Raw genomic sequence first — 14,036 nt, forward strand, 5'->3', positions numbered from 1 at the left:
AACTCTTTTTTTGAAGGTGGGGAAACGCGCTTCCTTGTTACCATATTATATTCCTACTACGTAAAAAGGTGTATTGGCCGTAGCCACATTTCCATCATCATCATAAATCCATGAATAGATCCTGTAGGGGCCTTCTTTTGATGGCGCCCGGAAAGTTACCCGCAGGCTGTCGCCGGGAGTAAGATCGACCATATATGCTTTAGGTTGATGCATATTCTGAGGATCGAAATCTTCATCAAGTACTTTCCATACTATGCGCAGCCCCTTCGTTAGCGGATCAATCATCCTAACTTCGGCAGTTTGCATTGTACCCGGTTTCATTATAATATTGTCTGCCGCGCCTTTGCCGTTCACCAACATGTACTCAAGTTCCGGCGGCTCACGCAATTGTGTTGCTCCCGTCCATAAAGACTGCATTTCTCTCACCATAGCGGTAGCGCCGCCGCTATCATCCAGGATGCTGTACCAGGTGGGTGTCACTTCTTCTTTTTGTCCCCAGTAAAAGGTAAGTGCGCCAAGAAAACGGGGATTGTCTACGGGCAGGTCCCTGGTATACATTTCACGATACTGCGCTGCCTTCTTCGTACTTGTAGGTTCTATTGGCACGCCCCATGCGGTGTTCACCGATTCCTGGGGTGAGTATATCCCCCATTCTGTTATCAGGAACGGCCCTTTCCAAAACCAGCTGAATGAGGAAAGATTATTCTTCAGTTTCTGCAGATCACCGAAGGTGTTGAAAGAAATGATATCGATACCTTTTACCTTGAGACGGATGTTGATAATATTCCGGAACTGATAGTTCACCATCGTAGTCGTAACAGGATGGTCGGGATCTTCAGTATGGATCATATTCAGCAACCTGTTATATGCATCATAGAATTTGTTGTAGCGGGCTTTAAATGGAAAATCAACTTCATTACCCAGGCACCACATCAGCAATGCCGGATGTGAACGATAACGCTGTATAACCTGACGAAGTGCGGCATACTGTTCATCCACCTTTTTCTGATCGTTGTAAAACAAGCCGAAGTACCTGCTTTCAGGAATATACAGACCTGCAATAACAGCCAGGTTATTGGCTGCCGCCGAATCGAGTATAGCGCCCAGGCCCGCGGTATCCCAGGTCCGGACGGTATTTCCGCCAATCGCTTTTAACATGGTCATACGCGCATAACCGGAACCTCCTTTTACTACGAACGGAGTGTCATTCCGGTACAAAATATACCTGCCACGCTCTTGTGCTATCCGAACTTTTTTTAAGGGGCCTGTAGCTTTATTGCAATTGCAAAAAAGGTAGAGGAACAAATATAGTGGAAGCGTATATCGTCGAATACAGTCAGCCCTCATTCGATCTTATGAATTTGATATCTGCGAACATTCACCGTGTTATAAATATAATACGAATCAGGCAATATACCATCATGTAAATCAGGTCATAACGCCGGGCAGGACAGTAGTCGTTCAGGGAATCAATATATTCCAAGAACTAAAACCCCGCAGAATTGTTATCAACGATACGGGGGATGCGGCATCATGCCGGAACACCACATAACCAAAACAATTTAAATTTTAAGCTATGCCGAAGTATGTCATTGAAAGGGAGATCCCGGGTGCGGGCAACTTAACCGCCGACCAGCTAAAGGACGTATCACAATCTTCGTGTGATGTGTTACGTGACATGGGTCCGGAAATACAATGGGTACACAGTTATGTGACAGGCGATAAAATTTATTGCGTCTACATTGCGCCCAATGAAGACATGATCCTTGAACATGCAAGAAAGGGAGGATTCCCTGCCAATTCAATCAAGCCGGTAGCTGCCGTGATTGATCCGACCACTGCAGAATAAACCGTTTGTCCGCCGGTATAAATTTTATTGAACCAGGCTTCGTGTATTAGTCCGGTAACAGGATATCCATGTAGTTAAAAAAAGTGCTATTTTGCTATTACTGCAAAAGACACAATAGCTAAAAGTAACTTGAAATATGGATATCGCACAGATCAGAAAAGACACCATTGGTTGTGAAAATATCATCCATTTTAATAATGCAGGTGCGGCCCTCATGCCTGCCAGCGTAGCGAATACGATACGCGCCTGGCTCACTGAAGAGGAACTGTCGGGTGGATATGAAGTTGCCGATAAACGAAAAGGCGACCTGGATAATTTTTATGAAGCTGCCGCTAGTTTATTACATTGTAAAAGCCAGAATATCGCCTTTACAACAAATGCCACGGACAGTTACAACAGGGCGCTTTCGGCTATCCCGTTTAAACAGGGAGATGTGATACTGACATCTGAAAATGACTACCCATCCAATTTCATTGCGTTCATATCACTGCAGAAAAGGTACGGCGTAAAAGTTGTAACCGTTAGAAACGCGCCTTCGGGAGAGATTGATCTTGATGATCTTGAGAAAAAACTCCTTACATATAAACCACGATTGGTATCGGTAACGCATGTACCCACCAGTTCAGGGTTGGTACAGCCTGTTGTGGCTATCGGTGAAATCATCAAACGACATGACACTATTTACCTGCTGGACGCCTGTCAATCGCTCGGGCAGATGGATGTAGACGCTGTGGCCACTCACGCTGATTTCATCAGCGGAACACTTCGTAAATTCCTGCGGGGGCCCAGAGGCGCCGGTCTGTTGTATGTTTCAGATAAAGCGCTGGCGTTGGGGTTGGAACCGCTTTTTATTGACCTCAGAGGCGCAGAATGGACTTCTAAGGACACCTACCAGTCTTTGCCTGACGCAAAACGGTTTGAAGACTGGGAAACTGCTTATGCGCTGATGGCGGGCAGTACAGAGGCTATCAGATACCTGCTCTCACTTGGGATCGGAAATGTCCAGTCACGGAATGAGCTTCTATCAGGTATCTTAAGGTCTGAACTGAATGAGATAGGCAAGATCCAACTACAGGATAAAGGCAGCGCCAAATGTAACATCATCACTTTCAGCATGCAGGGCCACGACCCGGAGAGCGTCAAACGCGACTTCCGGCGTGCAGGCATAAATATCTATACCACTTCGAAGACTTCTGCTCAAATGGACTTTCTTGAAAAAGGAATAGAATGGGCAGTACGGGTATCCCCGCATTACTACAATACCGAAGCTGAAATTGACCGCTTCATTGAAACGCTGAAGGCCTATGTCTAAGCTACTGTGACCTGGTCTGAAAGATAAACGTCCTGGATAGCGTTCAGCAGTGCTACACCGTCTCCGAAAGGCCGCTGAAATGCCTTTCTTCCGGAGATAAGGCCCATGCCACCAGCCCTTTTATTGATCACGGCAGTACGTACCGCTTCTTTCAGATCACCGGCGCCGGAGGAAGCCCCACCGGAGTTGATCAATCCGATACGGCCGCTATAACAGTTCAATACCTGGTAACGGCACATATCTATAGGATTTGTCGTACTTAACTCTGTATACATACGCTCGTCCAGCTTACCGTAAGAACTGCTTCCCATATTGAGCGCCTTATACCCTCCGTTCATCTCCGGCAGCTTCTGTTTGATGATATCAGCCTGTATGGTAACGCCCAGGTGATTAGCCTGTCCGGTCAGATCGGCCGCCAGGTGATAGTCTTTACCGCCTTTAAAAGCGTCGTTACGGAGGTAACACCACAATATAGTTGCCATTCCCAGATTATGCGCTTCTTCAAAAGCCTTTGACACCTCAACGATCTGCCGCCTTGACTCGGAGGAGCCAAAATAAATCGTAGCGCCAACTGCTACCGCGCCCAGGTTCCAGGCGTCCCGCACAGAGCCGAACATGGTCTGATCGAATGTGTTCGGATAGGTCAGCAGCTCGTTATGATTGATCTTAACGATAAAGGGGATCTTATGGGCATACTTCCGGGACATCAGGGCCAGTCCGCCGAAGGTAGTGGCTACGGCATTACATCCTCCCTCAATGGCAAGCCGGACTATATTTTCCGGATCAAAGTATTGCGGATTGGGCGCAAAGGATGCGCCCGCGCTATGCTCAATACCCTGGTCTATCGGCAGAATAGAAACGTACCCCGTACCCGACAGGCGGCCCGAATTATATAATTGCGCCAGGCTGCGTAAGGTTTGGGCATTCCTGTTCGAGAGGGCAAAATGATCGTCAAGGAAACGGGGAGAAGGAAGATGCAATTGTTCTTTGGGAAACTTGCATTTATAGGTCAACAGATTCGGGGCATCGTCGCCTAATATGCTGTTCAATTTGTCTAAAGTCATGGTATTTTATTTAATATGAATTACCGCAACTACTATGTTCTATTGACGGGAACGAAGCTACAAAAAAATCCGGCTAACTATTCAACCCGAGGAGGTTAAAGACTACAGGAATATGTGGCAAGGGTTCTTCACCCTGATTGTAAATTAGCTCTTATTAAAAAACTCATGCCCGATCAGAATATAAAAGACACAGCCCGGCCAGTTGGATATAAGTTATACCTCAGAATGGTTCTTCAACATTCGGACATTCCCAAAAGGACCCTCATATTTTACACTGTCTTATCCGGTATCGTCAATGCGGTTTTACTATCTGTTCTGAATGCGGCGGCCAACTCCGCCGGCGAAGGAGAAGTACAGGTAAAATATCTCCTGATGTTCGGCTGTGCATTAGCTGTATTCTACATCACTAAAAGATATATCCTAAGGAAATCTGTTGTTATAGTAGAGAATGCCGTTTATAACCTGCGACTCAGAATACTGGAAAAACTGAGAAAATGTGAGCTCTCCCCTATGGAGTCTATTGGCAAGGATGAGATCTTCACACGGGTATCCAACGATACCAACTTCATCTCGCAATCAGCCGCCGTTATCATCAATGCATTTCAGGCATTGGTACTTGTGACCTTTGCACTTATTTATATTGCGTTCCTTTCATTCACTGCTTTTACGGCTACTATCCTGATCCTCGCCATTGCCATTTCTTATTTTCTAAGGAGACAAAGTGCCATCAACCAGGAACTGCGGGCAGCCAATCAGAATGAAGCCGCTTTTTATGATCATATAGAGAACCTGGTGGAAGGGTTTAAAGAAATAAAGATCAACCACCTGAAAAATGAACAGCTGTTCAGCGACATACGGGAGACCGCAGATTATGGAAAGTCCGTCAAGATCAGTAGCGGATTGCGTTTTGCCGTTGGGTTCATGTTTTCGGAAATGGTGTTCTACCTGCTACTGGCCTCGATCATTTTCCTGCTTCCGCAATTCCAGACGCTCTATGCAGGTACACTTACCCGCCTTACTGCATCTATCCTCTTTGTGATCGGTCCGCTCGAAAATATTGTTACCACTATTCCCTTGTTTGCGAAAGCGATCCAGTCTACGCAGAACATTGACCACCTTGAACGGAAGATCTCTTCTTTCTCAGAAGAGGACACGAAGAAAGCCTATCCTCCCCTGCCGGCGTTCGAAGAGATCAAATTGGAGAATGTGGTGTACGATTACATGGATGAGGACAGGCAGTCATCTTTTACATTAGGACCTATAAATTTCACGTTGAAGAAAGGGGCACTGATATGTATCATAGGTGGGAATGGAAGTGGAAAATCCACCTTCCTGAAAGTACTTACAAATCTCTATCATCCGGGGTCGGGCCGCATCATGGTGAACGGGCATGATCTGAAACATTACAACAAAGAAGATTACCGTTACTGGTTCTCCACCATCTTTACCGACTTCCACCTGTTCCCTAAAATATACGGCATCCCTAAACTCAATGCCGACAAGGTCAATGAGTATATCAACCTGATGGGATTGTCGCACAAGACACATTTTAACGGAGAGAATTTCAGTAATGTAAGATTGTCGACCGGTCAGCGTAAAAGGTTGGCGCTGATATGTACCCTGTTAGAAGATAAACCCATTATGATCTTGGACGAGGTGACCGCCGACCAGGACCCTGGTTTCAAAAAGTTCTTTTACACAGAAGTCTTACCCTCATTCAGGTTAAAAGGTAAAACTGTCATTATGGTCTCACACGATGACAAGTATACCGAACAGTTTGACCAGGTAATAGAAATGGAATATGGTAAGATCATTTCACAATAACGAACAATTATTATGCACCAGTCCCTTGTTAATTTCCCGGATATAACAGCCGCACTGCTTAACCGTTCCGATCTAGCAGAAAGAAAGATCACCTTCGTAAAAGGAATGACCGAAGAAGAAGCCCTGACCCACGAACAGCTTATTCATGCCGCTAAAGGATTGTTAGGTCATTTCACTGCTTATGGTATAAGAAAAGGAGATGAACTGATCATTCAGACAGATGATAATAAAAAGTTTGTTATTGCTTTCGTAGCCTGTCTGTTAGGCGGCATCATCGCTGTGCCACTTGCCACAGGTACACAGGACGAGCATAAACAAAAGATCAGGAATGCCTGGCGTATCATGAAACGTCCGTTCCTTTTTGCAGATGCCGAAAGCCTTGCCAGGCTGGAACAATTCTTTACAGCAGGCGATGCAGCATGGTGGAAAGAAATGCAGGCTTTTGTAGTATTATGGACAACCGATATCAAACCTGCACAGATCAGTCATGCTGCCTCTCCCGACGAAATTGCCTATCTGCAGTTCTCATCAGGTTCTACCGGGCAACCAAAAGGGATCATGATCTCACATATGAATGTGCTGAGCAATGTCCATGCTATTCAGATCAGTTCTGACATGGCCCCCGGAGAAACCGGTGTTTCCTGGCTGCCGCTCACACATGACATGGGACTGGTCGGGTGTCTTTTTAAAACGTTACTGCTTGGATACAACCTGGTGTTGATCCCTACGGCTTTGTTCATCCGGCATCCCATGATCTGGATGCACAAGGTGGATGAACACCGTGGCAATATTGGCTATTCTCCCAATTTCGGTTATAAATACTTTCTGCAGGATTTTGAAAGTAAAAGCCAGCATGTACAATGGGACTTAAGCTGTCTTAAATCAATCTACAACGGCGCTGAAAGTATTAATCATGAGTTGATCAGCCAGTTCGTTACAGCACTTAAACCACATAAAATAAGCCAGGAAGTCATGCTACCAGCCTATGGAATGGCTGAAGCTACATTGATGGCGTCTTTTCATCCTTATGGTACACCTTTTATCACTGTTACTGTAAACAGGTTAAGCCTGCAACATGAAGGGACGGTGGAATTTGTACCCGAAGGATCGCCACAGGCTATTACCCTTGTGTCCTGCGGTCAGGCATCGAAGTATGTGCAGATTAGGATCACCGATAAACATGATCAGTTGCTGGCTGACGGACAAACAGGTAATATCCAGTTAAAGGGCCTGAGTATTACATCCGGTTATTATCAGCTGGAAGACGCCGATGCATTTTCAGCGGATGGATGGCTGAAGACCGGTGATACCGGTTTTATTCATGAAGGCAATCTCTATATCGCAGGCCGGGAAAAGGAAATGATCATCATCAACGGATTAAACTATTATCCTTATGACCTGGAGAGAGTGCTGGAAGCAGAAGACGGGAAATTGTTCAGCCTTACGAAAACAGCAGCAGCTTCCGTACCGGATGGTAAGAATGGTGAGGAACTGGTCATCTTTATACAATACAGAGGCTCAGAACAGCAGTTCGCAGGTGTTTCAGAACAGGTCAGAAAGATCATTATGAAACACTTTGGGCTTGTGGTAAAATCTGTTGTACCGGTAAGCCGTATCCCTAAAACGACCAGCGGTAAATTACAACGGACCAAACTGGCGGAAGAATACCTGGAAAAAAGACCTCCTATAGAGAAGAAGATCTCTCAGTACAGCACGTACATACAATTAATACAGCAGGAAATAACCGCCTTATTTGGCATTACCGATATCCAGACCGATGTACCACTGATCGACCTGGGATTCGATTCCCTCAAAGGCACATCGCTGATCAACCGGATCAACCATATCATGCAACTCAGTTTAAGCCCGACCGTAGTATTTGAATATCCTACAATTCACCGGTTGGCAGAACACCTTGCGACTGTTAAGCAGGAAAAGAAGACGGTTAACCGCCGGGCAACTTTTGAGCCGGTCGCTATCATTGGTATGGCAGGTAAATTTCCGGCAGGCGCTGATGACCCTGAAAAGCTCTGGGAACTGCTGATCAAAGGTATAGATCCTGTTATGACAGTGCCGGCGGAAAGATGGCGTGTGCAAAATGGCGACAAGGCCTTCGCAGGCAGCTTTGTTGATCACCCGGAATTATTTGATGCAGGCTTCTTTGGCATTTCACCAAAAGAGGCAGCGGCATTAGACCCGCAACAGCGGATGTTACTGGAGACAGCTTTCCTGTCATTGCAGGATGCAGGTTATCCGCTACCGTTGATCCAACATACCGAAACAGGTGTTTTTCTTGGCCTTAGCCACAGCGATTATATGCGCGCCCATATCTGTTCTGACGATATGGAAGCAATCGATCCTTATTCCCTGACGGGGACTATCACCAGCACTGCCGCAGGCAGGTTGTCTTATTTCTTTGATCTGACCGGCCCTGCGATGGTCATTAATACAGCATGTTCTTCTTCCCTCGCGGCCATCCATTATGCATGTAACAGCCTGCAATCCGGCGATTGTACCATGGCTATAGCCGGAGGTGTAAACCTGATGCTTGCGCCGGAGCCCAGCGTCGCCCTTACCAGGATCCAGGCGTTGTCGCCCGACGGCAGGTGTAAAACCTTCGATGCCGGAGCTGATGGCTATGGCCGTGGAGAAGGATGCGCCCTGGTTATCCTGAAACCACTGGCCAGTGCCATAGAGAATGGAGATGCTATATTAGGCGTCATCCGTAGCTCGGCGATCAACCAGGACGGCAAAAGCAACGGTATGACAGCCCCGAATGGACTGGCGCAACAACGGTTGCTCAGCAAAGCAATCCAGATGGCAGGCATTCATCCTGATGAGGTAGACTACGTAGAAGCACATGGAACAGGTACGCCGTTAGGAGATCCGTTGGAGTTAGAAGCTATGCAACAGGCCTATCAAACCGGCGGCAGACAATCGCCTTTGCTTACAGGCAGCCTCAAGTCTAATATCGGGCACCTTGAATCGGCAGCAGGTATTGCAGGACTTATTAAGGTCCTATTGTCCTTCCGGTATCAGCAGATCCCCGGTAATCTTCACTTCCATCGTCCTAATCCGCTGATACCGTGGAAAACCGCACAGATAAAAGTGGTGGACCAACCAGTCAGCTGGCTGGCAGACAAAAAGAGAATAGCAGGGATCAGTTCATTTGGTTTCAGCGGTACCAATGCACATGCTATTATTGAAGCGCCGGTAGTTACCCGCCATACATCTCCAGACAAAGGCAGTTATATCTGCACGCTGTCCGCTCATTCTATAGCTGCACTAAAGGAGATGACAACAGATCTCCAGAAATATGTATCTGGCACAAACGCATCTATCGGAGAGATCACTTACAATATCAACAGAAGAAATAACGGGCTGCCCTATCACTGGCATTGTATAACGAACAGTAAGGAGGCCCTCGCTTCATCATTAGCGAAGTTCTCTGAAGAACAGGCTGTTTATTGCAGGCAGATAAAACATACGATCGGATTCCAGTTCACGGGACAGGGATCTCAATACACTGGCATGGGGAAAGAGCTCTATGAGTATTATCCTGTTTTCCGCCAGGCGATCGATGATTGCAGTAAGCTGTATGCAAAATACAACAACGGTATCTCCTTATCGGAAATCATCTTCAAAGAAGATCCGGACAAACGTATTGACCAGACCCGGTATACACAACCTGCGCTTTTCAGCTTATCGTATGCGCTGTCTGCATTGTATAAAAGTTTTGGTATCACGCCTGCAATAGTAATGGGCCACAGCATCGGAGAGTTTACTGCATCGTGCGTGGCAGGGCTGCTAACATTAGAAGATGCGGTGATGCTGATAAGTGACAGGGCGAGGCTAATGCAGGAATTACCTGCAGGCACTGGTATGATGTCACTGAATGTTTCGGAAGCGAAGGCCAATCAACTGATAACAGCCCTTAAGCTTGACTTGTATATCGCTTGTGTGAATGCCCCTCAACAAACTGTCGTTTCCGGGAAATCGGACCAGCTGCAATTACTGAAAGATAATGCTAGGGACGTCAACTGTTCTCCGCTGAATGTATCACATGCTTTCCACTCTCCATTAATGGCTCCTGCGGCAGAATCGCTCATGCAAACAAGCGCCAAAGTCAGGCAAGGAAAAACAGTTATCCCTGTAATTTCCAATGTTACAGGACTTACACTTAATGAAACACAACAACAAGACCCGGCTTACTGGTCAAAGCATATGCTGCAGGCAGTCAGGTACAATGACTCCATTCACTCATTACAGCAATCAGGGTGTACATTGTGCCTGGAGGTTGGCCCACAGCCGGTACTGACCAACATGGTCAATAACCTGCAACTTCCATCACTCGAAGCGATCCCTTCACTGAGAAGAGGTAAACCTGCCGTCGCCCAGTTCATGGAAAGCCTGGCCTGTTTGCAAAGGAATGGGATCCATGTAGACTGGAAACAGGGCGAGAGCGGGTATCAGCTGCAACATCTGCCAATACCACCCTATCCGTTCCAGAAAAAGAAGTACTGGATGCCATTGTTTGTGGCCGGGCAAGGGAAACTAATGTCCTCCACAGAGATCAACGAGGACAGTATTTCAGAACTGGTGTATCAAAAGATTGCAACGGCAGAAACGGTAGCTCCGGCTCTACAGGTGATCCTTTATGATCAGCAACGTGAAACTGCGGAACACTGGCAACAACAGCTATTGTCGGCAGGTACGGATACGATCATTGCTCATATCAGCGTCGCTCCCGAAATAACCGAAAGAACAACGATCTGTTATATCTCTAATCTTTTTGAAGATAGTACGCCGGTCATTGACCAACAGGAACTGCTTCACCTCGCAGCATTGACAGAACAGGTCCGGTCGGCTTCCCTCGAGCGGTTTATCATTGTTACCAACAATGTACATCAGCAGGCATCTGTCAACCTTCAAAGCAGCATGTTATGGGGCTTCTTCATTTCCCTGAAACATGAACTGGACCATGTGCAGTTTACGGTCGTTGACGTCAATGCAAATGAATATAGCCAGGCATTGGCACTTATCACCAGTCAGTTACCTGCCACGGGATTTCAATTCGTGATCCGTGAAGGGCAATGGTCCATGCCGGTACTTGAACAAAAACTGCTCATTGAAAAAACAACAGCACTATCTATTCAGAAGGACAAAACATATATCGTTACGGGCGGGTTCGGCAGTCTGGGCACACAGGTTGTGCAATGGCTGGTCCAGAAGGGCGCCGGGCATGTTGTTATCACAGGCAGAGGGCCTTTACGGGAAACAGTATCATCGCAATGGGAACAGCAGGGCTGCAGGATCACTTATATCCAGATGAAGGAAAATGAATCGCTGTCCCAACGACTGAAGAACATTACAAATGTAAAGGGCATCATTCATACTGCCGGCGCTATCAATGATAAGTTACTCCTCTCACATAATAAGGAAAGCTTCACATCGGTGTTCGAGGGGAAGGTACAGCATGCATGGGAACTCCACAAACTGAGCGTGCAATGGCAACCGGACTTCTTCGTTTTGTTTTCCTCTACCGTATCGCTGATAGGTAATGCCGGACAAACAAACTACGGCGCTGCGAACTATCTGTTGAACGGCCTAGCACAACTGCGTAAAGCGCAGCAGCTACCTTGTGTCAGCATCTGCTGGGGACCCTGGAAAAGTTCAGCCATGGCAGCATCATTGTCTTCCCATTTTGAACAACTGGGCATCCATCCCTTTGATAACCAGGAAGGCATCCGGTTAATGGAATCGTTGATGCAGGCAAAAGGCGCGGTATATGCGGCGCTGGACCTTACACCCGGACAGGCATTTCCAGGCTGGTTACAGCCTTATTTACCTCAAGGGTGGCATAAGGCCCAGGGGAATGAAGAAATCGTCCGTATGGCCTTCGTATTACCCAAAAATGAAACCGGCATGCTGGAACTGGTGAAAAAACTGGCGAAAGATGTACTAGGGCTTGGAGAAGATGAGCCACTTGTTACTGACCGGCCTTATTTTGAAACCGGGTTTGACTCCATCATGCTCAATACACTCAAAAACAAACTGGTGGCCGCAACAGGGATCCCCATTCCGATCTCCCATTTCTTCCAGTATCCGACAATCGCCACCTTGTCCGGCTACATCTTTTCTGCGTTAAACAAACCAGCATACGATCCTGAAGACCTACTGATCGCTGAGATCAGCATGATCTCCGACGACGAAATTGCGAACATCCTAAACGAATATAAAGTGTAATGGAAACATATTACATCGGTCTTTCAAATACATTCCACGACTCCTCTATTGCCATCATGAACAATCAGGGAGAGGTACTGTTTGCAGAAGCAACAGAAAGAAAACTGCAATATAAGAGAGGGCTGAGTTGCCCTGCCGACAACTTCGATATTGGCCGTACGCTGAAAAAATACTGTAAGAAGGGCGCTTCCTTCGTGGTTGCTACGTCGTGGAGCCAGGATTACCTGGAGTTCCTTGACAGACTGGAACGGCTTGGGTTCTTTTCAGAAAAGAGCCTTACAAATCCCTTGTTACAACTTCCTTCCAGGTACATCTTCTCAAAGGCTTCCATTTATACCATTCTCAAATTACAGCACCAGTACCAGAAGAATGCGGGTACGGGCATCTTACTCGCCCTGCAACAACACTTCCCTGAAAGTAAAGTGAGCTTCCGCAGTTTCTCCCACCATCTGGCACATGCGGCCTACGCCTGTTATACCAGTCCGTATGAAAACGCTGCCTGTGCCGTTATTGACGGCTACGGGGAAGGCGGTTCCATTTCCATTTATCATTACGAAAATGATAAGGTGAAGGAGGTCAGACTGCATAAAGGCCCTCAAAGCCTGGGATGGTTGTATGAGATGATCACAACACTTTGCGGCTTTGACTGGTTTACCGGCGAGGAGTGGAAAGTGATGGGACTTGCGCCTTACGGCAAGATCATCCCGGAGGCCTACAAACTAATAAAGGAATTATGCTGGTACGACAACCTCCGTCTGCATTATCCTCCTGTTGAAAGGATCATCGCGATATTAAAAGAACTGGAAGCATTCAAACGGGCGCCTGACAGTGATCCGTGGACGGCGGCGGACCTGGCATTTACAGGACAGACCTGTTTTTCGGAGCTGACCACCGCCATGCTGAAAGACGTGGAGTCGCTTAAACTATCGGCTAACCTGGTTATAGGAGGCGGCTGCGGATTAAACTCTTCCTTTAACGGAACAGTAACATCTACTACGGGCTTCAACAAATTATTCGTTCCATCTGCCCCCGCAGATGATGGCAATTCCATAGGCGCAGCCATGCTTGCATTAAAAGAAGATAATCCTGCCATTAAACTGGGAAGTAAATCCTTCTTCACACCATATCTTGGTTCTGCCATCCAGGAGGAAGCCATTAAACGGATGTTACAGCTGGGAAGGGTGAACAATATCCGTCACCTGCCACTTAGCATCCATAAAGAAACCGCCGCGAAACTGGCAGAAGGAAAACTCGTAGCATGGGTGCAGGGAAGAGCAGAATTCGGTCCGCGGTCACTAGGCAACCGGAGTATTCTGGCCGACCCAAGACCGGAAGACATGAAGAACAAGATCAACTCAATGGTAAAGTTCAGGGAAGAGTTCCGTCCGTTTGCGCCTTCTATTCTGCATGAATTCGGGGATACCTACTTTGAGAATTATGAGGAAACGCCTTATATGGAGCGGACACTTATTTTCAAGAAGGAAGTGAAGAGCCAGATACCGGCGGTTGTACATGCCAATCATACCGGCAGATTACAAACCGTGAAAAAAGAGTGGAATGCATCTTACTATAAACTGATCAAATCATTCTATGACATTACAGGTGTCCCCATTGTACTTAACACTAGTTTGAATATTATGGGGAAACCTATATTGCATTCACTGGAAGACGCTATCGGGATGTTTTATACAACTGGCCTGGATGTACTGGTTGTAAACGACTATATGATAGAGAAGTAAAG

At 46.8% G+C, this 14,036-nt stretch carries 7 protein-coding genes; 5 read left to right on the forward strand and 2 right to left on the reverse strand.

Features of this window, described 5'->3' with window-relative positions; all coding sequences use genetic code 11:
• Window positions 1-45 precede the first annotated feature (45 nt).
• A complete protein-coding gene (locus C7475_RS03890) occupies window positions 46-1,218 on the reverse strand; it encodes a glycoside hydrolase family 2 TIM barrel-domain containing protein (protein ID WP_158286416.1) in 1,173 nt (390 codons plus the stop codon).
• A 358-nt stretch (window positions 1,219-1,576) separates the two neighbouring features.
• Between C7475_RS03890 and C7475_RS03895 the strand changes: the two genes are divergently transcribed.
• Together C7475_RS03895 and C7475_RS03900 are read left to right on the forward strand one after the other, a co-directional pair.
• A complete protein-coding gene (locus C7475_RS03895) occupies window positions 1,577-1,849 on the forward strand; it encodes a DUF4242 domain-containing protein (protein WP_110051266.1) in 273 nt (90 codons plus the stop codon).
• Window positions 1,850-1,985: 136 nt separating this feature from the next.
• Window positions 1,986-3,161, forward strand: a complete 1,176-nt coding sequence (locus tag C7475_RS03900) for an aminotransferase class V-fold PLP-dependent enzyme (protein ID WP_110051269.1) — start codon at window positions 1,986-1,988, stop codon at window positions 3,159-3,161.
• Here the strand turns inward: C7475_RS03900 and C7475_RS03905 are convergent.
• Entirely contained in the window at window positions 3,158-4,225 is a 1,068-nt protein-coding gene (locus tag C7475_RS03905) for a class I fructose-bisphosphate aldolase (RefSeq protein ID WP_110051272.1), read from the reverse strand. The genes C7475_RS03900 and C7475_RS03905 overlap by 4 nt on opposite strands.
• Window positions 4,226-4,450: 225 nt before the next feature.
• Between C7475_RS03905 and C7475_RS03910 the strand changes: the two genes are divergently transcribed.
• Genes C7475_RS03910 through C7475_RS03920 form a run of 3 tightly spaced genes read left to right on the forward strand, consistent with a single transcriptional unit; the run spans window position 4,451 to window position 14,034 of the window.
• Entirely contained in the window at window positions 4,451-6,049 is a 1,599-nt protein-coding gene (locus C7475_RS03910; protein WP_158286417.1) for a cyclic peptide export ABC transporter, read from the forward strand.
• Window positions 6,050-6,061: 12 nt separating this feature from the next.
• On the forward strand, window positions 6,062-12,295 hold the full coding sequence (locus C7475_RS03915) for a type I polyketide synthase (protein ID WP_110051277.1): 6,234 nt from the start codon (window positions 6,062-6,064) through the stop codon (window positions 12,293-12,295).
• Complete coding sequence (locus C7475_RS03920) at window positions 12,295-14,034, forward strand: carbamoyltransferase C-terminal domain-containing protein (RefSeq protein WP_110051280.1); 1,740 nt, start codon at window positions 12,295-12,297, stop codon at window positions 14,032-14,034. The genes C7475_RS03915 and C7475_RS03920 overlap by 1 nt, the downstream gene beginning before the upstream one ends.
• Window positions 14,035-14,036: the final 2 nt, after the last annotated feature.

Source organism: Chitinophaga sp. S165, from assembly GCF_003182155.1.
Lineage (GTDB): Bacteria > Bacteroidota > Bacteroidia > Chitinophagales > Chitinophagaceae > Chitinophaga.